Source organism: Rhodovulum sp. P5 (assembly GCF_002079305.1).
In the GTDB taxonomy this organism is placed as follows: domain Bacteria; phylum Pseudomonadota; class Alphaproteobacteria; order Rhodobacterales; family Rhodobacteraceae; genus Rhodovulum.
The window spans coordinates 2,093,349-2,119,412 of sequence record NZ_CP015039.1 but is presented as its reverse complement, the minus strand read 5'-3'; the positions used below and the strand labels follow the sequence as shown (position 1 = coordinate 2,119,412).

Genomic DNA, 26,064 nt, shown 5'->3' with positions numbered 1-26,064 from the left:
GTTCAGTCTCCTTTCAGGCGGCCTTGGCATCGTGACGGTCGGCCCAAAGCGTGCGGGCAAGGGGCAGGCAATCGGTCCGTCCGGCGGTGTCCAGCGCCAGCGCAGCCGTGCCGATCACAACGGACTCGGCGAAGGGATCGGATAGCTCGCCCCGCCACAGGCGCGCAAGGTCTGCCGGGTCGTTCAGGGTGTCGGCAAGGCGGCGCGTGTCCTCCAGCAGGGCGGGGGACCCGGCCTGCCACGGTTGGCCGTCGCGCAGGCCGAACAGCGCGATGTCCTTTGACGGATGGCGTTCGAACTCTCCCCCGCCGCCCTTCAGAACGGTGAGGTTGCGCGTGCCCAGCAGGGCGCCGGCATCCGCCTGCAATTCGCGATAGGGCGGGTGAAACACACCCTGAACCGCGGCGCCCGCCCCGGCGGGGTTCAGCACGCGCAGCACCGTGTTGACGGCAGAGCGCAGGCCCAGAACATCGCGCAGGCGCAGAAGGTCGAGCGCCGCTGGCGAATAGGCTTCCAGCGGTAGATAGGCGATACCGCGGGCTGCAATGATCTCCGCGGCCTCGGCCATGTCGCGGGCCTGTCCGATCCCGGCCAGCGGCAGCGCATCGCGCACCGCGGCAACCGGGCTTTGATGAGAGTTCCAGCCATGGATCAGTACCGGCACCCCCGCCATCGCCACCAGCCGCGCCGACAGCAGGAACCACGGCAGCCCCCGCGTTCGCCCGGCGGCAAAGCTCGGCCAATCCATCCCCGGTGCCGCGCCCGGCCAGGCGGGCAGCGTCTCGCGCAGGGCTTGGGCAAAGCCTGCAACCTCTCCGGCGGTCTCTCCGCGATAGCGCATCAGCATGAGCAGAGCCCCCACGGCCTCGGGCGCGGCATGTCCCGACAGGATCAGGCCCATCGCGTCCCGCGCCTCGTCCCGGGTCAGCGACCGGCCGCGGGACGGTCCGCGGCCCATGGCATGGATGAAGGGGGCAAGGCTCATTCCGCGGCCTCCACCCGCGTCGCCCGGGCAAGGAGTGTCGCCAGTTCCGGGCGGCACGATCCGCAACTCGTCCCCGCGCGCAGGGCTGTGCCGATCTCCTCGACCGAGGTCAGGCGCTGGGATTGGATGGCGGCCATGATGGTGTTCACACCCACTTCGAAACAGGCGCACACGGTTGGGCCGGGTTCGGGCCGATTTGCACCCGGACGGCCCGACAGCACATCAAGCGTGCCCTCGGCGCCGATCTGCGCGGCGACATGCGGCCGGGACAGCGCGACCGGGTCCAGCCCGGCATAAAGCATCGCCGCCACACGCCCGTCTTGCATCAGGGCGACCCGGGCCGTGCCGCGGCCCGCGTCGATCACGGATACGGCCTCTGCCTTTGGCAGAGCGAACAGGCGCCGGGCGTAGCCTTCCCAGTCGGACGGGCGGTCGGTGCAGGCCATTTCGACCTGCCATCCGGTTTTCGACCGCGCCCGTGCCCAATAGCTGCTTTCGGGCCGGATGCTGTCCGCGGCGACGGCAAACCCGTACCAGGTGGCAGCCAGTGGGGCGACGTGAACGGCCGCCGCCTTGCTTTCGGGTTGGCCCGAAACCGGGTCGGTCACCGCGGGCACCAGCGCATCGACCCGGCCGAGGGCAGCGGTCTCTCCGGTCCAATGCATGGGCGCGAAGACCTCCCCCCGCCTGACGCGATCTGTGACGACCACGCGCAGCAGCGCGCGACCGGCGGGGCTCGTGACCTCTGCGATCCCGGCCGGCGTCAGGCCCAGTTGGGCGGCATCGGCGGGATGCACTTCCAGATAGGGTTCGGCCATGTGCTGGCTCAGCCGCGGCGATTTCGCCGTGCGGGTCATCGTGTGCCAGTGGTCGCGCACGCGGCCCGTGTTCAGCCGGAACGGATGCTCCGGCGTGGTCTGGGTGGCGGGGGCGCGGTGGTGCAGGGGCAGCATCCGCGCGCGGCCATCGGGGGTGTAGAACCCGCCCCCGGCAAAGAACCGGCCACCTTGTCGAGTGTCGCTCACCGGCCATGTCGTCGGGGCCATGTCGTCATAGGCGCGGTCGCCGAGACCGGCGAGCCCCGAGATATCGAAATCGCGCCCGAACCGCCCGGCAATGCCGGAAAGGGCGGCGTATTCCCGGAAGATCTCGGCCGGACCGCGATAGTCGAAGGCCTGCGCCCAGCCCATCCGCGCGGCCACATCGCACAGGATTTGCCAGTCGGGCCGCGCCGCGCCCGGTGCGGGCAGAAAGCGCCGCTGCCGGCTGATGCAGCGTTCGGAATTGGTGACGGTGCCGTCCTTCTCGCCCCACGCCGCCGCGGGCAGCACGACATCGGCCAGCCGGGCGGTATCGGTGGCGGCGGTGATGTCGCTGACCACGACGAAATCGCACCCGGCGATGGCGTCGCGCACCGCGTCGGCCTCGGGCATGCTGACCGCTGGGTTTGTGTGGATGATCCACAGCGCCTTGATCCGGCCGTCGGCCACGGCGCGGAACATGTCGACGGCCTTCAGCCCGGGGGCCTCGGGCATTGCGGGGGCGTCCCAGAAGGCCCTGACGGCCGCGCGATGTTCGGCATTCTCGATGTCCAGATGGCAGGCCAGCATGTTGGCCAGCCCCCCGACCTCGCGCCCGCCCATCGCGTTCGGTTGCCCGGTGACCGAGAACGGCCCCATGCCGCGCCGCCCGATCCGTCCGGTGGCAAGGTGGCAGTTCAGGATCGCATTGACCTTGTCGGTCCCGGCAGAGGACTGGTTGACCCCCTGGGAGTAGACGGTCACGACCTTCTCGGTCCGGACCCAAAGGTCATAAAAACGGCGCAGGTCGTCGGGCGACAGGCCCGTGGCGGAAAGATCGGCGTCGCTTGCGGCCTCCAGCGCGGCATCGAACCCGTCGACATGGGCCTTCACATAGGCCTCATCCACGGCGCCCTGTTCCACGATCCGGGCCAGAAGCCCGTTGAACAGGGCCACATCCCCCCCCGGCGCGATTGGCAGATGCAGGTCGGCAATATCGCAGGTTGCCGTCCGGCGCGGGTCGATATTGACAACGCGCATCCCGGGGCGGGCCTTCTTGGCCGCGACGATCCGCTGGTAGAGCACCGGGTGGCACCAGGCGAGGTTCGACCCAACCAGCACCACCAGATCGGCCTCTTCCAGATCGGTATATTGCCCCGGAACCGTGTCGGTGCCAAAGGCGCGCTTGTGCCCGGCGACCGAGGACGCCATGCACAGCCGGGAATTGGTGTCGATATTGGCCGAGCCGATGAAGCCCTTCATCAACTTGTTCGCGACATAGTAATCCTCGGTCAGCAACTGGCCAGAGACGTAAAAGGCCGCGCTGTCGGGCCCATGTGCGTCGATCGCCGCCCGGAACCGGCTGGCGACAAGGTCCAGCGCGTTGTCCCAGCCCGCCGGATGTCCACCGATCAGTGGGGTCAGCAACCGGTCGGACAGATCCAGCGTTTCGCCCAGCGCGGTGCCCTTCGAACATAGCCGCCCAAGGTTTGCAGGATGGGTCGGGTCGCCCTTGAAGGACCAGCCCCCGGCCGTGTCGGGCGCGGCGATCACGCCGCAGCCCACGCCGCAATAGGGGCAGGTCGTGCAGGTGGCCATCACGCGGCACTCCGCGCCATCAGGCGGGCAGCATCCAGAAGGATGCGGCCGTCTTCGACCTTTGCGGCAAAGGTTTCGATCTGCCCTTCGTCCGCGCCCTGCGCCTGCCCCGTTTCCAGCGAGAATACCCAGTTGTGCAGCGGGCAGGTCACCTTGCGGCCATGCACGATCCCGTCGGAGAGCGGCCCGCCCTTGTGCGGGCAGCGGTCCGATGTGGCGAAGACCTCCGCCTCTGCCGTGCGGAAAACGGCGACACAGCCATGGCGGGTTTTCACAACGCGCGCGCCGCGCAGGGGGATGTCGTCGATGGCGCCGATATCGATCCAGTTCATTCCGCGGCCTCCAGCGTCAGGTCGGCCATCGGCTGGAAGCGCACGGCCGTATCGGGTTTGGCATGTTCGGCCCACGGATCCTTGCGGTAGACCGATTGCGAGATCTCGAAGCGTTCGACCAGCGCCGCGCGGGTGTCGAGGTCGTCCACCACCTGCGCCTTGACCCAGTCGAGCCCCACCTTGGCGACCCATTTGTAGGGTCGATCCAGGTATTTGGCGTTTTCCCGGTAAAGCTGGATGAAGGCGACGGTCAGCGCGATGGCCTCTTCCTCCCTCTCTGCCTTGGCGAGGAATTCGGTCTCCTTGACGTCCATCCCCGCAGCCCCCGCCACGCCGACCTCGTATCCGCTGTCGACGCAGACGATGCCCACATCCTTGCAGGTCGCTTCGGCGCAGTTGCGTGGGCAGCCCGACACGGCCAGCTTGACCTTGTGCGGCGTCCACGACCCCCACAGCGTCTTTTCCAGCTTGATGCCCAGCCCGGTGGAATCCTGCGTGCCGAACCGGCAATGGTCGGTGCCGACGCAGGTCTTCACCGTGCGCAGCCCCTTGGAATAGGCGTGGCCCGACACCATCCCCGCCCGGTTCAGATCGTACCAGATCGCGGGCAGGTCCTCTTTCTTCACGCCGAGAAGGTCGATCCGCTGGCCACCCGTCACCTTGACCGTGGGCACCTGATACTTGTCGGCGGCATCGGCAATCGCGCGCAACTCGTCGGGGGTGGTGATCCCGCCCCACATCCGCGGCATGACCGAGAAGGTGCCGTCCTTCTGGATGTTGGCGTGGTTGCGCTCGTTGACGAAGCGGCTTTGCGGATCGTCGGCATAGTCCAGCGGCCAGTCGGCCAGCAGGTAGTAGTTCACCGCCGGGCGGCAGACATGGCAGCCGTTGGGTGTCTTCCAGCCCAGTTCCTGCCAGACGGCGGGTTGGGATTTCAGTTCTTGCGCCTTGATCAGCCGGCGGACGTCCTCATGCGTCAGGTCGGTGCAGCCGCAGACTGGCTGCGCGGCGGGCGCCTGATAGGCATCGCCCAGCGTCACCGCCAGCACCTGTTCCACCAGCCCCGTGCAGGTTCCGCAGGACCCGCTGGCCTTGGTCACGACCCGGACGGCGCCCAGGTCGGTCGCGCCCCCGGCGATGGCGTCGACGATCTGCCCCTTGCAGATGCCGTTACAGCCGCAGATCTCCGCCTCAGGCGGTAAGGCTGCAACGGCCGCCATAGGGTCCACGGCCGCGCCCCCCTGATAGGCCGGGCCAAAGATCAGCGTGTCCCGCATCTCTCCGATATCCTCGCCCGACTGGATCAGGTTGAAGAACCAGCCGGAGTCCCCGGTGTCGCCATACATCACCGCGCCGATCAGGCGGTCGCCCTCGATCACCAGCCGCTTGTAGACGCCCCGGGCGGGGTCGCGGAACACGATGTCCTCTCGCCCCTCGCCATCGGCGAAATCACCCGCGCTGAACAGGTCGCAGCCGGTGACCTTCAGCTTGGTGGACACCTCCCGCTGCACATAGGCCGCGTCGTCGCCCAAAAGCGTCTTGGCCACCACCTTCGCCTGATCGTAAAGCGGCGCGACAAGGCCGAAGATGGCGCCGTCATGCTCGACACATTCGCCGACGGCGAGGATATCGGGATCGGAGGTGATCATCTGGTCGTCGACATGGATACCGCGGCCCACGGCCAGGCCGGCCTCTTTCGCCAAGGCGGTGCCGGGCCGGATGCCGACGGCCATCACCAGCAGGTCGCAGGGCAGTTCCGTGCCATCGTCCAGCAACAGCGCGCGCACATGGCCGTCCTGCCCGAGGATTTCCTTGGAGTTCGCCGAGCACAGCACCTTGATCCCGCGATCGGTCAGCGCCTTGCGCAAAAGATACCCGGCGGCCTCGTCGAGTTGGCGTTCCATCAGGTGGCCCATCAGATGCACCACGGTCACGTCGGCCCCGTGGGCGGCCATGCCCGCCGCGGCCTCCAGCCCCAGAAGGCCGCCACCGATCACCACGACGCGGGCGCCGGGTTTCTTGGCAAGCTCCGCCATCGTCTCGGTATCTTCGAGATCGCGATAGGCGATCACGCCGTTCAGGTCGTGGCCCGGCAGCGGGATGATGACCGGGGTGGACCCGGTGGCGATCAGCAGCTTGTCATAGGAGACTTCGCCCTTTTCGCCGGTGACGGTTTTCCGGTCGCGGTCGATCCCCAGCACCTTCTCGCCAAAGCGGCAGGCGATGCCGGAGGTCGCGTACCAGGTTTCGTCATGGGTGACGATCTCGTCAAAGGTCTTCTCGCCCGACAGAACCGGGCTGAGCAGGATGCGGTTATAGGTGCCGCGGGGTTCGGCGTTGAAAAGGGTGATGTCGTAGGCGCCGGGGCTGGCTTCCAGAAGATGTTCCAGCGCCCGGCCGGAGGCCATGCCGGCCCCGATGACGACGAGTTTCTGTCTTTCCATTTCGGTCTTACTCCGCTGCATGGGGATAGGCCGCCGCGGTCATCGTGGCGGACAGCAGGTCATAGGCGGCGCTCCACGCGGCCTTGGTCTCGGGGGCGAATTCATGGTCCAGCCCGGCGGACAGGGTGTAGATCAGGGCGGTGCCGACCGGGGCGTAGTCCTCTCGTTTCACGCCATAGCCGACATGGCGCACGGCCAGCGCCTCTGCCACCGGCACGATCTCGTCCAGCCGGTCGAGCCCGTCGACAACCGCGGCCAGCGTGGCGATCAGCTTGCGGCCCTGTTCGTCCATGTCACCGTGGAAGAGACCGCGTGTCTGGGGGGCAATCTCGAACAGCCGCCCATAGAAGATGTGTGCCGCGTCCTCACTCATCGGGATGACCTTGGCAAAGCTTTCGCGGACCAGTGAAATCTGTTGAGGTGTCATGGCTTTCACTCCGCGGCGATGGCCCGGGGGGCGGGTTTCCGGGGTTTCGCGCCGTGTTCGTACTCCTCAAGGAAGCCGAGCAGTTCCTCGCGATAGGCATAGTAGTCGGGGTGGTCGAGCAGCGCCTTGCGGGTGCGCGGGCGCGGCAGGTTCACCTCCATGATCTTGCCGATGGTCGCCTGCGGGCCGTTGGTCATCATCACCACGCGGTCGGCCAACAGGATCGCCTCGTCCACGTCATGGGTCACGCAGACGGCGGTGACCTTGGTGCGCGACCAGACCTCCATCAGCACTTCTTGCAGCTCCCACCGGGTGAGGCTGTCGAGCATGCCGAAGGGTTCATCAAGCAGCAGCAGTTTCGGCGAAAGGGCAAAGGCCCGGGCGATGCCGACGCGCTGTTTCATGCCGTTCGACAACTCGCTGGCGGGCTTGTCCATCGCGTCGGCCAGTCCAACCCGTTCAAGGTAGTATTCCACCACGTCCTGCCGTTCCGCCTGGGAGGCCTTCGGATAGACCCGGTCGACGCCCACCGCGACGTTTTCCTTGGCGGAAAGCCACGGGAAGAGCGACGGCGCCTGAAACACCACGGCGCGTTCGGGGTCTGCGCCGGTGACCTCATATCCATCCAGCTTCACGACACCTTTGGAGATATCGTTCAGCCCCGCGGTCATGGTCAGCACCGTGGACTTGCCGCAGCCCGAATGCCCGATCAGAGAGATGAACTCTCCCTTACGGACCTTTAGATCGAAATTCTCGACCACGGTCAGCGGGCCCTTGGGCGTTGGGTAGATCTTGTGGACCTTGGAAAATTCCAGGTACTTCGCCTCCAGCGCCGATTGCGCGGCCTCGGCCACGACCTTCGGCACGGAATGGATCGGCGTGACATTCGGCAGGGTCCGGGTTTCGGCCACCTTGGCGGCGATCCCCACATCCATCAGATAGGTTGTAACGCGTCCGCGAAGCGCCTTGAACGCCGGGTCATGGTTCATGGCCGTCCGGTCGCGCGGGCGCGGCAGGTCGACCTTGAACGCATCACCCAAGGTGCCGTCCGGGTTCAGCGGCACGATCCGGTCGGCAAGCAGGATCGCCTCGTCCACATCATTGGTGATCAGGACCACGGTCTTGCGGTCGGCCTCCCAGATCGCCTCGATCTCGTCCTGCAGGTTGGCTCGCGTCAGCGCATCCAGCGCCGAAAGCGGTTCGTCCATCAACAGAACCTCTGGGTCCATCGCAAGCGCACGCGCCACGGCGACCCGCTGGCGCATGCCCCCCGACAGTTCAGCCGGGCGGCGCTGGGCGGCGTGGCTGAGCCCGACCATGGCGATGTATTTCTCCACCAGCGCCTGGCGCTCCGCCTTGGGCGTGCCCTTGTGCACGGCATCGACCGCCAATGCGATGTTGCCCGCCACGGTCAGCCACGGCATCAGGGAGTAGGACTGGAATACCAGCCCCCGCTCCGGCCCCGGCCCGGTTACCGGCGCGCCCTTGAAACGCACCGTGCCGCGGTCGGGCGTGACCAGCCCCGACATCAGGTTGATCAGCGTCGACTTGCCAGTGCCGGAAAAGCCGAGGATCGCCAGGAACTCGCCCTCGTCGACCGTCAGGGAGATGTCTTTCAAGACCTCCTCTCGCGCCGCACCTTCGCCGAAGCCCTTGGAGACGTTCTGGAACTCAAGAATACCCATGGCGCTCACCGGTTGGCCGAGAAGGTGAACATGGACTGGATCGCGTACATCAGCCGATCCAGCGCGAAGCCGATGAGGCCGATGGTGAAGACCGCGACCATGATCCGGGCAAGGCTGTCGGAAGACCCGTTCTGGAACTCGTCCCAGACGAATTTGCCAAGGCCGGGGTTTTGCGCCAGCATTTCCGCCGCGATCAGCACCATCCAGCCCACGCCCAGCGACAGCCGCAGCCCGGTGAAGATCAGCGGCAGCGCGGAGGGCAGGACCAGCTTGGTGATCTTGGTCCAGGTGCCCATCTTCAGCACCTTGGAGACGTTCACCAGATCCTTGTCGATGGAGGACACGCCAAGCGCGGTGTTGATGATCGTGGGCCAGAGCGAACACAGCGTGACGGTGATCGCCGAGGTCAGGAAGGATTTCGAGAACATGCCGTCATTGGTTACATAGACCGCAGAGACGACCATGGTGACGATGGGCAGCCATGCCAGCGGCGAGACCGGCTTGAAGATCTGGATCAGCGGGTTCAGCGCGGCATTCGCGGTGCGCGACAGGCCCGCCGCGATGCCCAGCGGCACGGCCACGATGGTGCCCAGCATGAAGCCGAAGAACACCGTCTGGATCGAGGTCCAGATCTGCTGATAATAGGTCGGCGCTCCGGTGAAATCGCGCCACTTGACCTTGTCTTCCTTGCCGGCGGCGATCAGCTTTTCATTCCGCGCCTCCTGCCGTTCGTAAAAGGCGGCGGCCTTTTCCTGGGTCCGAACGTGATCGGCGTGCAGCACCTGCACCTGTGCCCAGACCTGTGCCGGCCCCGGAATGGCGCCGAGAGAGGTCTGAACCTTGGGCGCCAGCGTGCCCCAGGCCACAAGGAAGATCAGGATCGCGGCCAGCGGCACGCCCAGCAACTGCCACAACTCGCGCATCTGCGCCTTGGGGTTGTCGCCAGCCGCGGCGCGCAGGATCGGGGTCAGCCAGCCAAGGCCGAGGATCCGGAACCAGCCATCGGCCTTGTTGATCCGGGTAAAGAGGGCGGTGCGGCGGGCCTCTGCCCGGCCCAGCGTATCGGGGTCGATTGCGGTCATCGGAGCGTCCTTTGGAAAATGGGCGCGCGGGGGCCCAGGGAGGAGATCACCCCCGCGCGCGGGCTCAGCCCTGTACCTCGTTGCCGACGACCGTCTGGTCGCCCTTCAGCCCGATCGGCAGGCTGTCGAGATACGCATTGGGCTGGCGGCCGTCATAGCCGATGCCGTCGATCACATCCGCGGCAGGCGTCGCTGCCTTGTAGCCGTCGCTGTCCCAGGGGAAGTCTGCCTCGTTCGCCAGACCTTCGTCCACCAGCATGCGCGCGGCTTCCAGGTAGATTTCCGGCTTGTAGACCGACTTCGCCACCTCGTCATACCAGGAGTCCGGCTTGGCCTCGGCGATCTGGCCCCAGCGGCGCATCTGGGTCAGGTACCAGACCGCATCGGAATAGAAGGGATAGGTCGCGTTATAGCGGAAGAACACGTTGAAGTCGGGCACCTCGCGCTTGTCGCCCTTTTCGTATTCGAAGGTGCCGGTCATCGAGTTGGCGATCACCTCTGCGTCCGCGCCCACATACTCGGACCGGCTGAGGATCTCGACCGCCTCTTCCCGGTTGGCGTTGTCGTTTTCATCCAGCCAGATCGCGGCCCGGATCAGCGCCTTGGTCACAGCGAGCGTCGTCTGCGGGTATTCTTCGGCAAACTCGGCGGTGATGCCGAACACCTTTTCGGGGTTGTTCTTCCAAAGCTCGTAGTCGGTGACGACCGGCACGCCGATGCCCTTGAACACCGCCTGCTGGTTCCACGGCTCACCCACGCAGTAGCCATAGATCGTGCCGGCCTCCATCGTGGCGGGCATCTGCGGCGGCGGCGTCACCGACAGCAGAACCTCGGCGCCGATCTGGCCGCTGACATTGTCGGGGCTGTAATATCCGGGCTCAAGCCCGCCCGCGGCCAGCCAGTAGCGGAGTTCGTAGTTGTGGGTCGAGACCGGGAACACCATGCCCATGTTGAACGGCTTGCCCTCGGCGCGGTAGCTTTCGACCACCGGCTTCAGCGCCGCGGCAGAGATCGGGTGCACCGGCTTGCCGTTTTCGTGGGGGATGTTCTCCTTCATCTGCGCCCAGATCTCGTTCGACACGGTGATGCCGTTGCCGTTCAGATCCATCGAGAAGGGGGTGATGACATGGGCCTCGGTCCCGAAGCCGATGGTCGCGGCCAGCGGCTGACCGGCCAGCATGTGCGCGCCGTCCAGTTCGCCGTCGATCACGCGGTCCAGCAGCACCTTCCAGTTGGCTTGCGGCTCCAGTGTGACGAACAGGCCCTCATCCTCGAAATAGCCCATCTCGTAGGCCACGGCGAGCGGCGCCATGTCCGTCAGCTTGATGAAGCCGAATTTCAGCTCGTCCTTCTCGACATCCAGCATCTCGGCCCAGGCAGGGGCGGTCAGCATCGTCGAAGCGGCCAGAAGGGCAATCGCGCGTTTCATGTGGAGTTCGATCCTCGATCAGGGCCCGTGGGTGCGGGCAGGAAAACAAAAAAGCCGCCGACCAGCCTCGCATTCATGCGAAGGGTCGAGCGGCTTTGCTCAGGAATACCCGCATCATCGTGGGTGAATTTCGTGTGACGAGACATCCTTGCCCCGCCACACATTCACCATGCAAATGCACTCCGCGGGCGTCAATCTGTTCCAGTTCAAAAATGGAAAATGACAGGCTTCCTGTCTTTGCGGCGCAGCATTCTGCCCAATATGGCGTCAGTTTGTCGCGCTTGGGTCGAAAATATGCCCGTCGAAGAAACGATCAGGCTGAAGAATCAGCCGTCCCGTTTCGGAGGCAACCGGCGTCGGCACCTGCACCGAACCTTCGACCTTTTCCGACGCACCGGGCAATTCGGCGCCCAGATCGCCCAGATTCCGGCGGTAGAGATCGGTGCGGAAGACCCCGCGCGCGGTCTGCATGGCCTGCGCCCGGTCAAGCCCGTTCCGCTCTGCCAGCCGGGCGGCGATCCACGCGGCCTGCGACTTCCACGGAAAACTCGCCGCGCCATGATGGAACACAAGGAAATTGGGCACCCGGCGAAGCTCGCCCCGCGGGCTGATCGTGACCCGCCCGGTCAGCGCCCGTTCGATGAGTTCGGCGGGCACGTTGACATATTCCGACCGCGCCAGAATTTCGGACGCGGTCGACAGGTTGTCCGCCTGTCCCAGCCAGCGCCCGGCCCGCCAGACCGCCCGCATCAGGCGGCGCGCAAGGCCGGGTTCGCTCTCTGCCCAGTCATGCCGGACGGCCAGCACCTTTTCCGGGGCAAAGGCCCAGATCGCGGTGCCCGGCAGCAACAGCGACCCCACACAGGTTTCCACCGCGATGGACCCCCAGGGCGCGCCCACGCAGAAGGCATCGATCTCTCCCGCGGCCATCGCATCGGCCATCAGGGGGGGCGGGACGGTTCTGACATCCAGATCCTGCGGGGCCCGGACGCCCAGCCAGTGATACAGCAGTTCCGCATGCATCGAGAACGGGAAGGGCACGCCGATCCGGGGGCGGGTATCACAGGCGGCGATCAGCGCCTGCCCGGCCGCCCGCGCATCCGTGAAATCGAAACCGAAGCCGGCGGCGCGCATGCGGTCCGCCAAGGGCGTCGATACGCCGATCACATTGCCATTGACCGACAGCACCGACAGCACGTCCAGCCGCGTCGCCATGCCCCCAAGACCCAGCGCCATCGCCACGGGGATCGGCGCCAGAAGATGCGCGGCCTCGACCTGACCCATCACCAGCATGTCGCGCAAGGTTGCCCAGCTTGGGGCCGAGCGCAGGGAAAGCCGCAGCCCGACTTCCTCGTCAAAGCCGATTTCGCGCGCCACGATCAGGGGGGCGGCATCGACCAGCGGGATGAACCCGACCTGCAAGTCCACCATGCTCACGACAACAGCCCCGCAGCCGTGACCAGCGCCTGTGCGACATCGACGACCTTGCGCCCCTGGTCCATCGCCGTCTTGCGCAACAGCGCATAGGCCGCGTCTTCGTCCAGCCCCTTGGCCTTCATCAGCATGCCCTTGGCGCGGTCGATGACCTTGCGTTCCTCCAGCGCCCGGCGTGTCGCCTCCAACTCTGCGCGCATCCGCGCGAACATGTGAAAGCGGGCGATGGCGGCATCCATGATCGGCTTGATCCGGTCGGCGCGCAGCCCGTCGACCACATAGGCGGATACGCCCGCCTCGATCGCGGCCTTGGTCAGGCTGTCGTCCGACCGGTCGACGAACATCGCCACCGGTCGGTCCAGCGGGCCCGAGGCCAGCGCCAGTTCTTCCAGGATATCGCGAGAGGGGCTGGTGACGTCCACCAGAACCACGTCCGGGTTCCGCTCTGAAATCTGGCGCGCAAGTCCGGTCATCTCGGAGACGACGAAGACGTCGAAATCGCCGGCTTCCCGCAGGCTGTCCACGATCAGAAGCGCGCGGTCTCGGTCGCTTTCGACCACGACGATGGAAATCATGTCGGGCATTTGGCCTCTCGTCTGTCCCCCCGCATGGCTAGGCGCCGCGGCAAGGCGCAGCAAGCGGCGCGCGTGTGCAGGGGCATCATCGAATCATTCCAGACATGCTGCGCCCGCGAAATGGGCGAATGGTCACAAATCTTGCCAGATGCTGCGCAGGAATGCGGCGAAACAATCAGGATGTGTTCGATTCGACCGAAACTTGCGGCAATCGGTCTCGATTCGCTTGCTTGCGTGCGTGGTGCGGGCCTAATCGAAACATGGCCGGTGGTCACACCTGCCCCAAGCCGCAACGGCGCGGCCCTTTCCGATCTGATACCCTTTCTGGGTGTGCAGCAACGGCGCTGCTTCCTTCGAAACCGCCCCACGGGGCCGGTCCGAGGACGCGGCGTCATGTTTGCCGTGTTCCCTGACCTGCCTCTCCCAAAACGGCGCCGCGACTGCGCCCTTTGATCGGCCTCCGAAACGCAGGCCCGAACAGACAGAGGAACCGAACATGTCCTACATCAATCCACCCGAATTTGCATCGAAGATGGTCGATGCCGGTGAAGCCAAGGTCTTCATGTCGACCAAGGACACGCTGATCCGCGCCTATATGGCCGGTGCCATTCTCGCGCTGGCGGCGGCCTTTGCCGTGACGGTGGCCGTGAACACCGGGCAATTCCTGATCGGCGCGCTGCTGTTCCCGGTCGGGTTCTGCACACTCTACCTGCTGGGCTTCGACCTGCTGACGGGCGTGTTCACGCTGGTGCCGCTTGCCCTGCTCGACAAGCGGCCGGGTGTCACGGTCAAGGGCGTGCTGCGCAACTGGGGCCTTGTCTTCGTCGGCAACTTTGCCGGGGCCTTCACCGTCGCGATCTTCATGGCGATCATCTTCACCACCGGGTTCAGCCATGAACCGAACGCCGTCGGCCAGAAGATCGGCGTGATCGGAGAGGCCCGCACCGTCGGCTATGCCGAGGCCGGGGCGTCGGGCATGCTGACACTCTTTGTCCGGGCGGTGATGTGCAACTGGATGGTGTCCACCGGCGTGGTCGCCGCGATGATGTCGACCAGCGTGTCGGGCAAGGTCATCGCGATGTGGATGCCGATCCTCGTTTTCTTCTACCTCGGCTTCGAACATTCCATCGTGAACATGTTCCTGTTCCCCTCGGGCCTTCTGCTGGGCGGTAACTTCACGATCACCGACTACCTGTTCTGGAACGAGATCCCGACGGTTCTGGGCAACCTCGTGGGCGGTCTGACCTTCGTGGGCGCGATGATCTACTCGACCCACTACAAGACCTCGCCCTCGCGCAAGGCGGCCGTGACCCACAACAGTGACGTGTCCACCATGCCGGCCGAATAATCGGTCCTTCGGGGCCCCGGTGCGCGGGGCCCCGTCTTTTTCAACCGGAGCCGCCCATGCCCAAGGATGCCTGCGACCAGACCGGTCTTGCCGTGTCGATCGGCCAGTATTCCGCGGCCGGGCGGAAGCCGCAGAACCAGGATTTCTTCGGGGCCTGCCTGCCAGAGGGGCCCGAACGGGTGTTCAAGGGCCTGACGCTGGCCGTGGCGGACGGCATCAGTTCCAGCCCCGTCTCGCGCGAGGCGTCCGAGACCGCGATCTCAAGCCTCATGGCCGATTACTACAGCACGCCGGAGACATGGACGGTCAAGACCGCGGCCTCCCGCGTGATCGCGGCGACGAATGCGTGGCTGCATGCGCGGAACGGCACGATCGGCGATGCCAATCGCGGCCATGTCTGCACGCTTTCAGCCCTGATCCTGAAAGGGCGGGAGGCACATCTGTTCCATATCGGCGACAGCCGGATTGCGCGCCTGTCCGGTGACAGCCTTGAGCCCCTGACCGACGACCACAAGGTCCGTATTTCGGACACGGAAACCTATCTTGGTCGTGCCCTTGGGGCGGCCCCGCAGATCGAAATCGACTATCGCTGCGTGCCGCTGTCTGTCGGTGACGTATTCGTTCTGACCACCGACGGCGTGCATGATCATGTGACTGGCCGCGCCGTGGCCCGCGAAATCGCGGCGGCGCCGGACCTGACCGCGGCGGCCCGCGCGCTTGCCGATCTTGCGCTCGATGCGGGCAGCGCCGACAACCTGACCGTTCAGATCCTGCGCATCCATGCGCTGCCCGCCATGCAGGATGGCGATCTCGACGCCGGGCACGCGACCCTGCCCGTGCCGCCCCTGCCGCGGGCCGGCGACTGGATCGACGGGTTCCGGGTTGTGCGCCCCCTGCATGCCTCATCCCGCAGCCATGTGTTTCTGGCGGTCACCGCGGGCGGCACGCGGGTGGCGCTGAAGATCCCGGCGACGGGCATGCAGGAGGACCCGGACTTCCTGCGCCGCTTCGCTCTGGAAGACTGGGTGGCGCGCCGCATCGTCTCGTTCCACGTGCTGCGCTCTGCCCCGTGCGAAAAGCGCTCGGCGCTATATTCGGTGACGGAGTTCGTCGAGGGGCGGACCCTGCGCCAATGGATGACCGACACGCCGCGCCCGACGCTGGATCAGGTGCGCGACATCGTCGACCAGATCGCCTGGGGCCTGCGCGCCTTTCACCGGCGCGAGATGATCCATCAGGATCTGCGGCCCGAAAACGTCATGATCGACGGCGACGGCACCGTGAAGATCATCGATTTCGGCTCTGTCCGGGTGGCGGGGCTGGAAGAGACCGTGCCTGGCCTCGCCGGCGACATGATGGGAACGTACCAGTACACCGCGCCGGAATACCTGTCGGGCGATGCGGTCAGCTGGCGGTCGGACCAGTATGCCCTTGGGGTCATCGCCTATGAACTGTTGACCGGGCGGCTGCCCTATGGGGCCGAGGTCGCCAAGGTCCGCAACCGAAACGATCAGCGGCGCCTGCGCTACCGGCCCGCCCGCGACGACACCCATGGTGTGCCCGACTGGGTCGACGCCGCGCTGGCCCGTGCCGTCCATCCCGATCCGCTGCGCCGCTATGATGCGCTGTCCGAGTTCATGTCCGATCTGCACAGGCCACCGCCCACCTATCGGGCCGCGCGCCATGTGCCGCTGGTCGAACGCCATCCGGTTCGCTTCTGGCAGGGCGTCTCTGCCACCCTTGCCTTAATTGTCGTCGTGTTGCTGGCGCAACTCGGCGGATGACCATCGCAATCAACAGGGAGACACGCGATGAAAGACCTCACCCACACCGATGACCTGACCAAGGAAGACCTCACCGCCATGATCATCTCTGTCAAGAAACGGCAGGGCCTGACTTGGGAAGGGATCGCCGAGGCGATCGGCATGTCGCCGGTCTGGACGCATTCCGCCGCGATGGGCATGAATGCCATGCCGAAAGAAAAGGCCGAGGCGCTGGTGAAACTGCTGGGCCTGCCGGCCGAGGCCGCACCGGTGCTGGAGGAATGCCCGACCAAGGTCTGGGAACAGACCGTGCCGACCGATCCTTGCATCTATCGCCTGTATGAAATCGTCGGCGTCTACGGCCCCACGATCAAGGCGCTGATCCATGAGAAATTCGGCGACGGCATCATGTCGGCCATCGATTTCGACATGCACGTCACCCGCGTGGAACACCCCAAGGGCGACCGGGTGAAGATCGAGATGTCGGGCAAGTACCTCGCCTACAATTCCTGGTAATCGGCCCCGTCTGCACCGGCCAATCTATCGGACCTGTCCGCGGCCGATTTGGCGCCGGGCGGGCAGGACGCCCGCCCCGGCCTTTGCCCCAGAATGTGCGCGCCCGGCTGGTGATCGATCGACTGGGCGGGCGCGGCCTGCAAAAGAGGGTTGAAGACCTGTCCTTTTCGACAGGACAGGTCCCTTAACTAAACCTTGATTTAAACTGTCTCTAGGGTGACACTATTGACGCTACGGCAGCTTGTCGTGGCCTTTCCGACGCGAAACTTTTCTCTCTGGGGGGAATAAGATGTTCAAATTTAAATCTGGTACGTTGAAGAGTGCTGCCCTTTCCATCGCGCTGACCGCCGCCGCGGCCGTCAGTGCCTCTGCTGCTTCCGTGACCGTTGTTGCCGACGTCAACACCGCGGGGAAGGCGGTCAATGACGCGCTGTACCTGAACGTTCTTGATAGCGCGACGAGCGTTCTGTTTTCCCGTAACGAAGAACAGCAGAGCGATACCCGCGCCCTTTTCAACGCCCAAGCCGGCGTTTCGGCCGTTGAAGATGCGTCCACGCTGACCGACGCGCTGCTGGCGGGTGTCGATCTGCTGGTGATTACGCGTTTCTACAACAACGCCATCGACTACACCGCTGCGGAAATCGCAAGCGTGGCGAACTTCGTGTCGGATGGCGGCGACGTTCTGGTCATCCTCGAAGCCACGGCCGGTTCGTCCCTTTACTCTGCCTATAACAGCCTTCTGACGGGCATCGGCAGCGCGATCCAGTACACCACGGGCCGGACCGTCATGCCCTTCACCGACGCCTCGCTGGAAGACACGGATATCTCTGACAGTTCGATGTCGTTTGCCGTTGACGCCTACGCCCATCTGAGCGGGGGAGACGCCGTCGCGATGGATGACACCGGCGCTGTCTTCGTTGCCTATGAAGACATCGAAGATGGGCCGGTCGTGCCGCTGCCGGGCGCGCTGCCGCTGATGGCTGCGGGTGGCCTTGCCCTGGTGGGGCTGAAGCGCCGTCGCACCAAGCGCTAAGCCATGACCGACATGAAGAGGGCGACCGGATCCGTTCCGGTCGCCCTTTGCTTGTCCTCTCGTCGTCGTTTCAGACCTTCTGATCCGTGACCTGACGCAGTGCGGGCAGGCCGATGCCGGTCGAGCCAAAGCCGCCATCCACCGCGATGGTCTGGCCAGAGACATAGCTGGCCCGGTCCGAACACAGGAACACGATGACCTCGGCAATCTCCCGCTCCGACCCGTAGCGGTTCAGCGGGATCGCGTCGTGATAGGCCGCGCGGATCTCGGGCGTATGAACGGCGAGCGCGAGCTTGGTGTTCACCGGGCCCGGCGCCACGCAGTTAGAGCGCACGTTGAACTCCCCCAACTCCGCCGCCTGCTGCTGGGTCAGGTGCATGACTGCGGCCTTGGACGTGCCATAGGCCACCCGCAGGGTGGAGGCCCGAAGGCCGGAGATCGACGCGATATTGACGATGGCGCCGCCCTGCGCGCACAGCGCCGGGGCACAGGCCTGACTGACAAGAAAGACGCCGTCTAGGTTCGTTTCCATCACCCTGCGCCAGCGCTGAAAGTCGGTCTCTCCGATCGGGCCGAAATCGGCGACGCCCGCATTGTTGACCAGCGCGTCGATCCGGCCAAAGGCGGCCGTCACCTCAGCCACCATCGCGTCGACCTGGTCGGGGATCGACACGTCGCAGACGATGGGCAGCGCGCCCTCCAGCCCCTCGGCGGCGGCGGCCAGCGCCTCGGCATCGCGGTCGATCATCGCGACGCGGCGCCCTTCTTCCAGGAACAGATGCGTGGTCGCCAGACCGATGCCGCGGGCCGCGCCCGTCACGAGTGCCGTCTTGTCCATCTATCTCTCCGATTGGCCTGTAAGGATGCCCATGCCGCCATCGACGCGCAGGGTTTCCCCGGTGATGAAACCTGCCGCATCCGATGCAAGGAACAGCGCGGCCTCTGCCACGTCCCACGCGGTGCCCTGCCGGCGCATCGGCACCTGCCCGGCGCGGGTGGCGGCCAGTGTGGCCGGATCGGTGCCGGGGGCGATCATCGCCTGCACATGGGGCGTGTCGATCATGCCCGGCAGGACCGCATTGGCGCGCACGCCGCGGGCGGCATATTCGATGGCAACGGAGGAGGCGAGCCGAACCAGCGCCGCCTTCGACGCCTCGTAGCCGACATACGGGTAGGGGCCATTCATCACCGCGGCCAGCGTGGCGATATAGACGATGGCGCCGCCGCCGTCCTCCAGCGCGGGCAGCGCGGCCTGCGTGGTCAGGAACGCCCCGTCGAGGTTGACGGCGAACACGCGTTGCCAGTCTTCGAGGCGGGTCTCGGTAATGCCCCCGCGGGTCGAGATGCCGATATTGTAATGCAGGATGTCGAGCCCGCCGAAGGCCGCCACCGCCGCGGCCACGGCACTGGTGGCTGCGCCCGGGTCGGTCATATCGCCCGCAAACACCTCTGCCCGGCCGCCTTCGCCGCGGATGATCCGTGCGGTTTCCTCGGCCGCGGCGCGGTCGCGATCGACACACAGGACCGACGCGCCCTCTCGGGCATACAGCACCGCCGCCGCCTTGCCGTTGCCCCAGCCCGGCCCGACCGATCCCGCGCCCAGCACGATGGCCCGCTTGCCCGCGACCCTCATGGCATCAGCTTTCCGGGCAACCACAGCACGAGGTCGGGCCATGCGATGGCAATCCCCAGAACGACCAGCTGCAGCATCACGAAGGGCGCCACGCCGCGATAGATATCGCGCATCGACAGCATCCGGCCCGCCGCGCCTTTCATGTAGAACAGTGCAAATCCGAAGGGTGGTGTCAGAAAGCTCGTTTGCAGGTTCAGCGAGACGAGGATCGCGAACCAGTAGATCATCTGCGCGGGTTCCACATGCCCGCCAAGGTCGAGAAGCGGCACGATGGGGGCGAAGATCGGCAGCATGATCAGCGTGATCTCGATCCAGTCGAAGAAGAAGCCCATCACGAAGATCATGCCCATCATCGCGAACAGAAGCCCCCAGTCGCCCAGCGGCAGGGACCGGGCGGTGTCGACGATGAAATGCTCCCCCCCGACCTTGCGGAAGATATAGGCAAAGGCCGTCGCGCCAACGAAGATGAAGAACAGCATCGCCAGCTGCCGGATGGAGCCGTTCATCGACGCCTGCAAGGTCGCCATTCCCAGCCGCCCGCGCACCAGCCCCAGCAAAAGCGCCGCCGCCGCGCCCACCCCAGATGCCTCGGTCGGGGTGGCGATGCCGGCGAGGATGGAGCCCAGAACCGCAATGATGAGGATCAGCGGGGCCAGCACGGATTTCAGGGTTTCCAGCCAAAGCCCGCGGGCTTCCTCGGCCGAGAGCGGTGGCGCCTTGGGGGCGAGCGATGGCTGCAGGGCAGAGCGGATGACGATGTAGACGACATAGACCGCCGACAGTGCCAGTCCGGGGATCAGCGCGGCCACGAAAAGCCGCCCCAGTGACACCGACAGCAGATCGCCCATGAAGACCAGCATGACCGATGGCGGGATCAGGATGCCCAGCGTCCCGGCGGAGGCGACGGTGCCCGCCGAAAGCCCCTTGTCATAGCCACGCTCCAGCATGGTCGGCACGGCCAAGAGCGTCAGCATCACGACCGAGGCGCCGATGATCCCCGTCGCCGCGGCCAGGATCGTGCCCATCAGCACGACCGCCAGCGCCAGCCCGCCGGGCACGGCCCGCATCAGCCGCTGCAGGGTGATCAGCAGATCCTCGGCGATGCGGGTGCGTTCCATCACCACGCCCATGAAGATGAACATCGGTGCCGCGACCAGAACCGGGTTCTCGATGGTGCCCGAAAAGATCCGGTTGGGCAGCAGCGTGGCATGCACCGGCCGCATGTCGCCCGTCCAGACCGCCAGCAGCCCGAACACAAGGCTGACCCCCATCAGCATGATCGCCACCGGCGCACCCGAGAAAAGCCCGACGACCAGCGACAGGAACATCGCCCCGGGCAAGGCGGCCGAGATCGCCTCGATCACGTCGGTACCCTCCACGGATCGGAGAGAAGATCAGGCCGGCGCAGGGCAACGACCGCCCGGCACAGGACCGAAAGCCCGCCCATGATCGTCAGAACCGCGCCAATCGGAATCGCGGACTTGATGATCCAGCGGTTCGGCAACCCAACACCGCCCGAGGACCCCTCATGCCGGATGTAGGAGCGCACGACGAAATCCCACGCATACCATGTCAACAGGCCCATGAACGGGATCAGGAACAGGCAGATCACCGCGATTTCCCAGCGCAGGCGCATCCGGTCCGACAGGCGGTCGGCGAACACGTCGATCCGGACATGGGCATTCTCGATATAGGCCCAGCCGAAGCACAACACCGCGATGGCCCCGTGCAGGTGCCATTCAAGCTCTTGCAGCTTGAACGATCCGGTCGCGAAGAAGCGCCGCCCGATGACGTCGTACAGGATGACCAGCATCAGCACGATCAACAGCCAGCCCATGGCCCGGGCAACGATCCGGCAGGGCCATGCGAGGATATCGGAAAGGCGCAGAAGCGTCCGCATGGAAAGCGGGGGCCGGGGCCCCCGTCCCTTACTTCAGGTAACCGATCGCGGCCCAGTCCTTGTACTTCTCGCGGAAGTCCGAGAGCGAGGTCCATGCGCGGGCAAAATCGGGGTCTTTCGCCGTCTGTTCTGCGACGACCTCGTCCCATGCGCCGCGGAAGGCGGCCATCATCTCGTCATTCCACATATGCACCTGCACGCCTTCGGCTTTCAGCGCGGCCAGCGGTTCAAGCTGCTTGGCTTCGCCCTCGGCCGCGGTATAGGCGACATTGGCGGCGCAGGCGGTCTTGATGATCTCCCGATGCGTGTCCGACAGCCCGTCCCACACATCCTGGTTGGCGATGAAGGTGATCAGCGATGTCTGCTGATGCCAGCCGGGGAAGTAGTAGTGATTGGCGTGCTCGTTCATCCCCAGCGCCTTGTCGATCAGCGGGAAGGAGATCTCGGCCGCGTCGATGGTGCCCAGACGCAGGCCCGTCATCGTGTCGGCCACGGGCATCGACTGCGCCTCGACCCCCAGTTTCTGCATGACCGCGGCGCCAAGGCCGAAGATACGCATCTTGACGCCCTTCAGATCCTCGGGGCTGTCGATCTCGTTCGCGAACCAGCCCGACGCCTCTGGCACAAGGATCGCGCAAAGCTCCGTATGGATGTTGTAGGGCTTGGTGATGTCGGCCCAGATTTCCTTGCCGCCGCCGTAATACCACCACGCGGTGTATTCGCGCACATCGGGGCCAAAGGGCACCGCGGTAAAGATCGCCGCCGACGGGATGATCCCTTGCGCAAAGCCCGGCGAATACCAGCCCGCATCGACCGCCCCGGTGGAGATCGCGTCCCACATCTCGTTTCCGCCGACGATGGCGCCGGGTTCGTTGAACTCGATGGTCAGATCGCCATCGGTCAGCTTGGCGACCTGTTCGGTCAGCTTCACGCCCGTGTCGCCCAGAAGCGGCAGCGACGACGGATAGACGCTTTGCATGACAAGGTTTTCGGCATGGGCGCCGGCTGCAACCACGAAACAGGCCGCCGCCGTGGCGAGAGACTTCCGCATCAATTTTCCTCCCGTTGGCGCGCCGTCGTCTTGTCGCGATGGGTGCGCCGGATTTCTGGTCGTTGGTTCGCTCACGTTAGGGACGGCTCGGCGGGCTTGCAAACCCTTTCCACCGCATTCTTGTTCCCGCTGCCGATCTCGCGCACACTCCTCCTCTGAAAGGCCCGGCAGACTGACAACGGGTCGGGATATGACCGTTCAGGGAGGACAAGATGCAACACGCACGGATCGTGGGCTGGGCCCACACGCCCTTTGGCAAGTCCGAGGCCCCGGGGCTGGAGGCGCTGATGGCCGAGGTGGTGCCCGGCGCGCTGACCCATGCCGGGATCGGGGCCGAGGATGTCGATGGCATCTTCGTCGGCGTCTATAACCACGGCTTTTCCAGCCAGGCGTTCGAGGCGTCGCTGGTCGCGATGGGGCTGGACGCGCTGCGCCATGTGCCCGCGGTGCGGATGGAAAACGCCTGCGCCACGGGGTCGGCCGCGATTTATGCCGCGCTTGATAATATCGCCGCGGGCCGGTCGAAGATCGCGCTGGTCGTGGGCGCCGAGAAGATGACCGCCACGCCCCTGGCCGAGGTGTCCGACATCCTGCTGACCGCCTCCTATCGCGAAGAGGAAGGGGGGGAACCGGCGGGCTTTGCCGGGGTCTTCGGCCGCATCGCGCAGGCCTATTTCCAGCAGAATGGCGACCGGTCCGAAGAACTGGCGATGATTGCGTCCAAGAACCACAAGAACGGCGTGCGGAACCCGCTGGCCCAGATGCGCAAGGATCTGAGCGTGGAGTTCTGCAACACGATCAGTGACAAGAACCCGTATGTCGCCCCGCCCCTGCGTCGCACCGATTGTTCGCTGATCTCGGACGGGGCGGTGGCCCTTGTGCTGGCCGATGCCGAAACCGCCGCGGGGATGGAGCGTGCCATCGCCTTCCGCGCCCGCAATCAGGTCAACGACATTCTTGCGCTGTCGCGCCGCGACCCGACCGAATTTGCCGGGCCGCGCAAGGTCTGGGCGAAATCGCTGGAGGAAGCGGGGCTGAGCATCGACGATCTGGATCTGGTGGAGACCCACGACTGCTTTACCATCGCCGAGATGATCGAATACGAGGCGATGGGGCTGGCCGAGCGCGGACAGGGCCACCGGGTGATCCGTGACGGCATCACCCGGCGCGACGGGCGGTTGCCGGTGAACCCCTCGGGCGGGCTGAAGGCGCGGGGGCATCCGGTCGGGGCGACGGGTGTGTCCCAGCATGTCATGGCCGCGATGCAGTTGATGGGTGAAGCCGGCGAGATGCAGATCGAGGGGGCCGGCCTGGCCGGTGTGTTCAACATGGGCGGCGCGGCGGTGGCAAATTACGTCTCGATCCTGGAGCGGGAGAAATGAGCGCCACGGAAAACCGCGACACCGCGCTGCCGTGGTCGACGCTGTCCCACAACCTTGCGCATTTCCTGACCCGCAACCGGGCGCGTCTGGGCGACCGCCCGGCGATCATCTGGGGGGACAAGCGCTGGACTTGGGCGGAGCTTGACGCCCGGGTCTCGGCCCTTGCCGCGGCCTTTCGCGAGGATTTCGGGCTGGGCCACGGTGACCGTGTTCTGCTGCAATCGGCCAACAACAACCAGATGACCGAGGTGATGCTGGCCTGCTGGCGTATCGGCGCGGTCTGGGTGCCCGCCAATTTCCGGCAAAGCCCTGACGAGGTCGCCTATCTGGCGCAAAAGGCCGAGGTGCGCGCGATGGTGTGCGAGGCCGCCTTTCCCGACCACGCCGCCGCCTGCCGGTCTGCCGCGCCCGATCTGGCCCATGTGATAGAGATCGCCGGGGACGCTTTCGGCGCGGACTACGAGGCTCTGGTGGCCCGGCATCTGGGCACCGACGTGCCGAACGCGCCCGTGGATCGGGACGACCCGTGCTGGCTGTTCTTCACCTCCGGCTCGACCGGGCGGCCCAAGGCGGTGGTGCTGACCCATGGGCAGTTGACCTTCACCACGCTGAACCACCTGAATGACCTGATGCCGGGCACGACGCCAGGCGATGCCTCGCTGGTTGTTGCGCCCCTGTCCCACGGGGCCGGCATGCACCAGCTGACCCAGATCGCGGCGGGGGTGGTGTCGATCCTGCCGCCGCCGGGGCGGTTCGACGTGGCCGAGGCGTGGCGGCTGGTCGAGCATTACAAGGTCACCAACATGTTCACCGTGCCGACCATCGTGAAGATGCTGACGGAACACCCGGCGGTGGATGCCCATGACCATTCCTCGCTGCGCTACGTGATCTATGCCGGGGCGCCGATGTACCGGGCTGACCAGAAACACGCGCTAGGCAAGCTCGGCAAGGTTCTGGTGCAGTATTTCGGGCTGGGCGAGGTGACGGGCGCCATCACCGTTCTGCCGCCCCGCGATCACCACATTGAAGACGGCCCCGAGGCGCGGGTGGGCACCTGCGGGTTTGAGCGCACGGGCCTGCATGTGACCATTCAGGATGACAAGGGCGCGATCCTTGGCCCCCATGAAACGGGGGAGATTTGCGTGGCCGGTCCCGCGGTCTGTGCCGGTTACTACAAGGACGACGGAGCGAATGCGAAATCCTTCCGCAATGGCTGGTTCCTGACCGGCGATCTGGGGCACATGGATGCGGAGCGGTACCTCTATATCACCGGGCGGGCGTCGGACATGTATATCTCCGGCGGCTCCAACGTCTATCCGCGCGAGATCGAAGAGGTCCTGCTGACCCATCCCGATGTCTCCGAGGTCGCGATCCTTGGCATCGCGGACGAGAAGTGGGGGGAGGTCGGGCTGGCCGCCGTGGTGCTTGAGGACGGCAGCGCCGCGACGGCAGAGGCACTGGCCGCCCATCTCGACGGGAAGGTCGCGAAATACAAGCTGCCCGCGCGCTACGTGTTTCTCGAAGAGATGCCCAAGACCGGCTACGGCAAGATCACCAAGAAGCTGGTGCGCGAACATCTGGATGCGCTGGGGCTGTTGAGCGGGGAACCTGCATGAGCCACCAGATCCGCCATCCCGGCCCCCGGACCGAACCGCGCCGCCATGTCGTGGAGGGGTACGCGCGTCCCGTGACCCTCTCTCTGCCCCAAGGCGCGGTTCTGATGCAGGCGGTTGCCGCGGCGATGGATGGCACCGGGGCGGACTGTGCCGTGCTGACCATGGACGGGGTGGAAATGGGGCCGTTCCGTTTCGTCATGCCGGATCGCAGCCGCGACGGAAAACACGCCGCATGGTACAGCGAAACCCATAACGGCACCCATGCCCGCATCCGCCACGGCACCGCCATCATCGGACGGCGTGATGGCGCATGGTGGCTGCATTGCCACGCGGTGTGGGAGGGGCCGGAGGGCATCGCCGCCGGGCATCTGCTGCCCGATGAGGTGACGCTGGCCGCCGCCGCCGATCTGCCCGCGATGGTTTTCAGCGGCGGCACCTATGACGTGACCTATGATGAGGAGACCAATTTCTCGTTCTTTCGCCCGCGGGCGACACGGCCGCCCGAAACGGTCAATGCCGCCATCGCCACACTTGCCCCGTTCGAGGATCTGACCGCCGCGGTGGCCGAGATCGCAACTGCACCCGGTTTCGACCATGTCGCCGGGATCGGCAGCCTGATCGGGGCGCAGTTCCTTGATGCGCCGCCCATGGCCTCCCCGATCTCCGAGGTGCTGCTGCTGCCCGGCGCCAGTCCGGGCAAGCCGCTGCCGACCTTCTGCGTTGACCCCGCGGGCGCGCGGTTCGAAGGCCACCTGCCGCCGGGGGCCGCGCCGATTTGCGTGACCTTTGAAATGATGCTCTGGCGATAGGG

The 26,064-nt window shown here is 65.8% G+C and carries 22 protein-coding genes; 7 read left to right on the top strand and 15 right to left on the bottom strand.

The features are described 5' to 3' along the window. Window positions 1–13 precede the first annotated feature (13 nt). The 10 genes from RGUI_RS10340 to RGUI_RS10295 form a co-directional block, all read right to left on the bottom strand. The gene (locus RGUI_RS10340; RefSeq protein ID WP_081532988.1) at window positions 14–985 is read right to left on the bottom strand and encodes a glycosyl transferase family protein; all 972 of its coding nucleotides are present in this window, start codon (window positions 983–985) and stop codon (window positions 14–16) included. Next, window positions 982–3,603, bottom strand: coding sequence for a nitrate reductase (locus RGUI_RS10335; RefSeq protein WP_081532987.1), 2,622 nt, complete (start codon window positions 3,601–3,603; stop codon window positions 982–984). Before RGUI_RS10335 ends, RGUI_RS10340 begins: the two co-directional genes overlap by 4 nt. Continuing rightward, window positions 3,603–3,935 carry a nitrite reductase small subunit NirD gene (gene nirD, locus RGUI_RS10330; RefSeq protein WP_081532986.1) on the bottom strand — a complete coding sequence of 111 codons (333 nt, stop codon included), beginning with the start codon at window positions 3,933–3,935 and terminating at the stop codon, window positions 3,603–3,605. The genes RGUI_RS10335 and nirD overlap by 1 nt, the downstream gene beginning before the upstream one ends. Beyond that, the gene (gene nirB, locus RGUI_RS10325) at window positions 3,932–6,379 is read right to left on the bottom strand and encodes a nitrite reductase large subunit NirB (protein WP_081532985.1); all 2,448 of its coding nucleotides are present in this window, start codon (window positions 6,377–6,379) and stop codon (window positions 3,932–3,934) included. Before nirB ends, nirD begins: the two co-directional genes overlap by 4 nt. Window positions 6,380–6,386: 7 nt before the next feature. Next, complete coding sequence (locus tag RGUI_RS10320; protein ID WP_081532984.1) at window positions 6,387–6,806, bottom strand: globin family protein; 420 nt, start codon at window positions 6,804–6,806, stop codon at window positions 6,387–6,389. A gap of 5 nt (window positions 6,807–6,811) precedes the next feature. Next, complete coding sequence (locus RGUI_RS10315; RefSeq protein WP_081532983.1) at window positions 6,812–8,491, bottom strand: ABC transporter ATP-binding protein; 1,680 nt, start codon at window positions 8,489–8,491, stop codon at window positions 6,812–6,814. Between the two features lie 5 nt (window positions 8,492–8,496). Beyond that, window positions 8,497–9,573 (bottom strand): ABC transporter permease, encoded by a 1,077-nt coding sequence (locus tag RGUI_RS10310; protein WP_081532982.1) that lies wholly within the window; start codon window positions 9,571–9,573, stop codon window positions 8,497–8,499. A gap of 64 nt (window positions 9,574–9,637) precedes the next feature. Further along, a complete protein-coding gene (locus tag RGUI_RS10305) occupies window positions 9,638–11,002 on the bottom strand; it encodes a CmpA/NrtA family ABC transporter substrate-binding protein (protein ID WP_081532981.1) in 1,365 nt (454 codons plus the stop codon). 267 nt (window positions 11,003–11,269) lie between these two features. Continuing rightward, window positions 11,270–12,439 carry a CmpA/NrtA family ABC transporter substrate-binding protein gene (locus RGUI_RS10300; protein WP_253798232.1) on the bottom strand — a complete coding sequence of 390 codons (1,170 nt, stop codon included), beginning with the start codon at window positions 12,437–12,439 and terminating at the stop codon, window positions 11,270–11,272. Continuing rightward, window positions 12,436–13,020 (bottom strand): ANTAR domain-containing response regulator, encoded by a 585-nt coding sequence (locus RGUI_RS10295; protein ID WP_081532979.1) that lies wholly within the window; start codon window positions 13,018–13,020, stop codon window positions 12,436–12,438. Before RGUI_RS10295 ends, RGUI_RS10300 begins: the two co-directional genes overlap by 4 nt. A 487-nt stretch (window positions 13,021–13,507) precedes the next feature. Here RGUI_RS10295 and RGUI_RS10290 point away from each other — a divergent pair, with 487 nt between their 5' ends. The 4 genes from RGUI_RS10290 to RGUI_RS10275 all read left to right on the top strand — a co-directional run bounded on the left by RGUI_RS10290 (window position 13,508) and on the right by RGUI_RS10275 (window position 17,671). Beyond that, the gene (locus RGUI_RS10290) at window positions 13,508–14,359 is read left to right on the top strand and encodes a formate/nitrite transporter family protein (RefSeq protein WP_081532978.1); all 852 of its coding nucleotides are present in this window, start codon (window positions 13,508–13,510) and stop codon (window positions 14,357–14,359) included. Window positions 14,360–14,415: 56 nt separating this feature from the next. Continuing rightward, window positions 14,416–16,143 carry a bifunctional protein-serine/threonine kinase/phosphatase gene (locus RGUI_RS10285; RefSeq protein WP_081532977.1) on the top strand — a complete coding sequence of 576 codons (1,728 nt, stop codon included), beginning with the start codon at window positions 14,416–14,418 and terminating at the stop codon, window positions 16,141–16,143. Window positions 16,144–16,170: 27 nt separating this feature from the next. Next, entirely contained in the window at window positions 16,171–16,638 is a 468-nt protein-coding gene (gene cynS / locus RGUI_RS10280; RefSeq protein ID WP_081532976.1) for a cyanase, read from the top strand. 289 nt (window positions 16,639–16,927) lie between these two features. Then, the gene (locus tag RGUI_RS10275) at window positions 16,928–17,671 is read left to right on the top strand and encodes a hypothetical protein (protein ID WP_081532975.1); all 744 of its coding nucleotides are present in this window, start codon (window positions 16,928–16,930) and stop codon (window positions 17,669–17,671) included. 70 nt (window positions 17,672–17,741) lie between these two features. Here the strand turns inward: RGUI_RS10275 and RGUI_RS10270 are convergent, their stop codons facing one another. The 5 genes from RGUI_RS10270 to RGUI_RS10250 are packed head-to-tail and all read right to left on the bottom strand — an operon-like array spanning window position 17,742 to window position 22,255. Beyond that, complete coding sequence (locus tag RGUI_RS10270) at window positions 17,742–18,509, bottom strand: SDR family NAD(P)-dependent oxidoreductase (protein ID WP_081532974.1); 768 nt, start codon at window positions 18,507–18,509, stop codon at window positions 17,742–17,744. Continuing rightward, the gene (locus RGUI_RS10265; protein WP_081532973.1) at window positions 18,510–19,304 is read right to left on the bottom strand and encodes an SDR family NAD(P)-dependent oxidoreductase; all 795 of its coding nucleotides are present in this window, start codon (window positions 19,302–19,304) and stop codon (window positions 18,510–18,512) included. Next, window positions 19,301–20,683 carry a TRAP transporter large permease subunit gene (locus RGUI_RS10260; RefSeq protein ID WP_253798208.1) on the bottom strand — a complete coding sequence of 461 codons (1,383 nt, stop codon included), beginning with the start codon at window positions 20,681–20,683 and terminating at the stop codon, window positions 19,301–19,303. Before RGUI_RS10260 ends, RGUI_RS10265 begins: the two co-directional genes overlap by 4 nt. Further along, the gene (locus RGUI_RS10255; RefSeq protein ID WP_081532972.1) at window positions 20,665–21,204 is read right to left on the bottom strand and encodes a TRAP transporter small permease subunit; all 540 of its coding nucleotides are present in this window, start codon (window positions 21,202–21,204) and stop codon (window positions 20,665–20,667) included. The genes RGUI_RS10260 and RGUI_RS10255 overlap by 19 nt, the downstream gene beginning before the upstream one ends. A gap of 28 nt (window positions 21,205–21,232) precedes the next feature. Further along, window positions 21,233–22,255 (bottom strand): TRAP transporter substrate-binding protein, encoded by a 1,023-nt coding sequence (locus RGUI_RS10250; protein ID WP_253798206.1) that lies wholly within the window; start codon window positions 22,253–22,255, stop codon window positions 21,233–21,235. A 212-nt stretch (window positions 22,256–22,467) separates the two neighbouring features. Between RGUI_RS10250 and RGUI_RS10245 the strand changes: the two genes are divergently transcribed. Genes RGUI_RS10245 through RGUI_RS10235 form a run of 3 tightly spaced genes read left to right on the top strand, consistent with a single transcriptional unit; the run spans window position 22,468 to window position 26,062 of the window. Continuing rightward, window positions 22,468–23,637 carry an acetyl-CoA acetyltransferase gene (locus tag RGUI_RS10245; RefSeq protein ID WP_081532971.1) on the top strand — a complete coding sequence of 390 codons (1,170 nt, stop codon included), beginning with the start codon at window positions 22,468–22,470 and terminating at the stop codon, window positions 23,635–23,637. After that, a complete protein-coding gene (locus RGUI_RS10240) occupies window positions 23,634–25,253 on the top strand; it encodes an acyl-CoA synthetase (RefSeq protein WP_081532970.1) in 1,620 nt (539 codons plus the stop codon). The genes RGUI_RS10245 and RGUI_RS10240 overlap by 4 nt, the downstream gene beginning before the upstream one ends. After that, window positions 25,250–26,062: a hypothetical protein gene (locus tag RGUI_RS10235; RefSeq protein WP_081532969.1), complete on the top strand. Its 813-nt coding sequence runs from the start codon at window positions 25,250–25,252 to the stop codon at window positions 26,060–26,062. Before RGUI_RS10240 ends, RGUI_RS10235 begins: the two co-directional genes overlap by 4 nt. The last annotated feature ends 2 nt before the right edge of the window (window positions 26,063–26,064 follow it).

What these genes read in the sequence shown, in the direction of transcription:
- RGUI_RS10340 (WP_081532988.1), bottom strand. Translation starts at nt 985, where the DNA reads ATGAGCCTTGCCCCCTTCATCCATGCCATGGGCCGCGGACCGTCCCGC.
- RGUI_RS10335 (WP_081532987.1), bottom strand. Translation starts at nt 3,603, where the DNA reads ATGGCCACCTGCACGACCTGCCCCTATTGCGGCGTGGGCTGCGGCGTG.
- nirD (WP_081532986.1), bottom strand. Translation starts at nt 3,935, where the DNA reads ATGAACTGGATCGATATCGGCGCCATCGACGACATCCCCCTGCGCGGC.
- nirB (WP_081532985.1), bottom strand. Translation starts at nt 6,379, where the DNA reads ATGGAAAGACAGAAACTCGTCGTCATCGGGGCCGGCATGGCCTCCGGC.
- RGUI_RS10320 (WP_081532984.1), bottom strand. Translation starts at nt 6,806, where the DNA reads ATGACACCTCAACAGATTTCACTGGTCCGCGAAAGCTTTGCCAAGGTC.
- RGUI_RS10315 (WP_081532983.1), bottom strand. Translation starts at nt 8,491, where the DNA reads ATGGGTATTCTTGAGTTCCAGAACGTCTCCAAGGGCTTCGGCGAAGGT.
- RGUI_RS10310 (WP_081532982.1), bottom strand. Translation starts at nt 9,573, where the DNA reads ATGACCGCAATCGACCCCGATACGCTGGGCCGGGCAGAGGCCCGCCGC.
- RGUI_RS10305 (WP_081532981.1), bottom strand. Translation starts at nt 11,002, where the DNA reads ATGAAACGCGCGATTGCCCTTCTGGCCGCTTCGACGATGCTGACCGCC.
- RGUI_RS10295 (WP_081532979.1), bottom strand. Translation starts at nt 13,020, where the DNA reads ATGCCCGACATGATTTCCATCGTCGTGGTCGAAAGCGACCGAGACCGC.
- RGUI_RS10290 (WP_081532978.1), top strand. Translation starts at nt 13,508, where the DNA reads ATGTCCTACATCAATCCACCCGAATTTGCATCGAAGATGGTCGATGCC.
- RGUI_RS10285 (WP_081532977.1), top strand. Translation starts at nt 14,416, where the DNA reads ATGCCCAAGGATGCCTGCGACCAGACCGGTCTTGCCGTGTCGATCGGC.
- cynS (WP_081532976.1), top strand. Translation starts at nt 16,171, where the DNA reads ATGAAAGACCTCACCCACACCGATGACCTGACCAAGGAAGACCTCACC.
- RGUI_RS10275 (WP_081532975.1), top strand. Translation starts at nt 16,928, where the DNA reads ATGTTCAAATTTAAATCTGGTACGTTGAAGAGTGCTGCCCTTTCCATC.
- RGUI_RS10270 (WP_081532974.1), bottom strand. Translation starts at nt 18,509, where the DNA reads ATGGACAAGACGGCACTCGTGACGGGCGCGGCCCGCGGCATCGGTCTG.
- RGUI_RS10265 (WP_081532973.1), bottom strand. Translation starts at nt 19,304, where the DNA reads ATGAGGGTCGCGGGCAAGCGGGCCATCGTGCTGGGCGCGGGATCGGTC.
- RGUI_RS10255 (WP_081532972.1), bottom strand. Translation starts at nt 21,204, where the DNA reads ATGCGGACGCTTCTGCGCCTTTCCGATATCCTCGCATGGCCCTGCCGG.
- RGUI_RS10250 (WP_253798206.1), bottom strand. Translation starts at nt 22,255, where the DNA reads ATGCGGAAGTCTCTCGCCACGGCGGCGGCCTGTTTCGTGGTTGCAGCC.
- RGUI_RS10245 (WP_081532971.1), top strand. Translation starts at nt 22,468, where the DNA reads ATGCAACACGCACGGATCGTGGGCTGGGCCCACACGCCCTTTGGCAAG.
- RGUI_RS10240 (WP_081532970.1), top strand. Translation starts at nt 23,634, where the DNA reads ATGAGCGCCACGGAAAACCGCGACACCGCGCTGCCGTGGTCGACGCTG.
- RGUI_RS10235 (WP_081532969.1), top strand. Translation starts at nt 25,250, where the DNA reads ATGAGCCACCAGATCCGCCATCCCGGCCCCCGGACCGAACCGCGCCGC.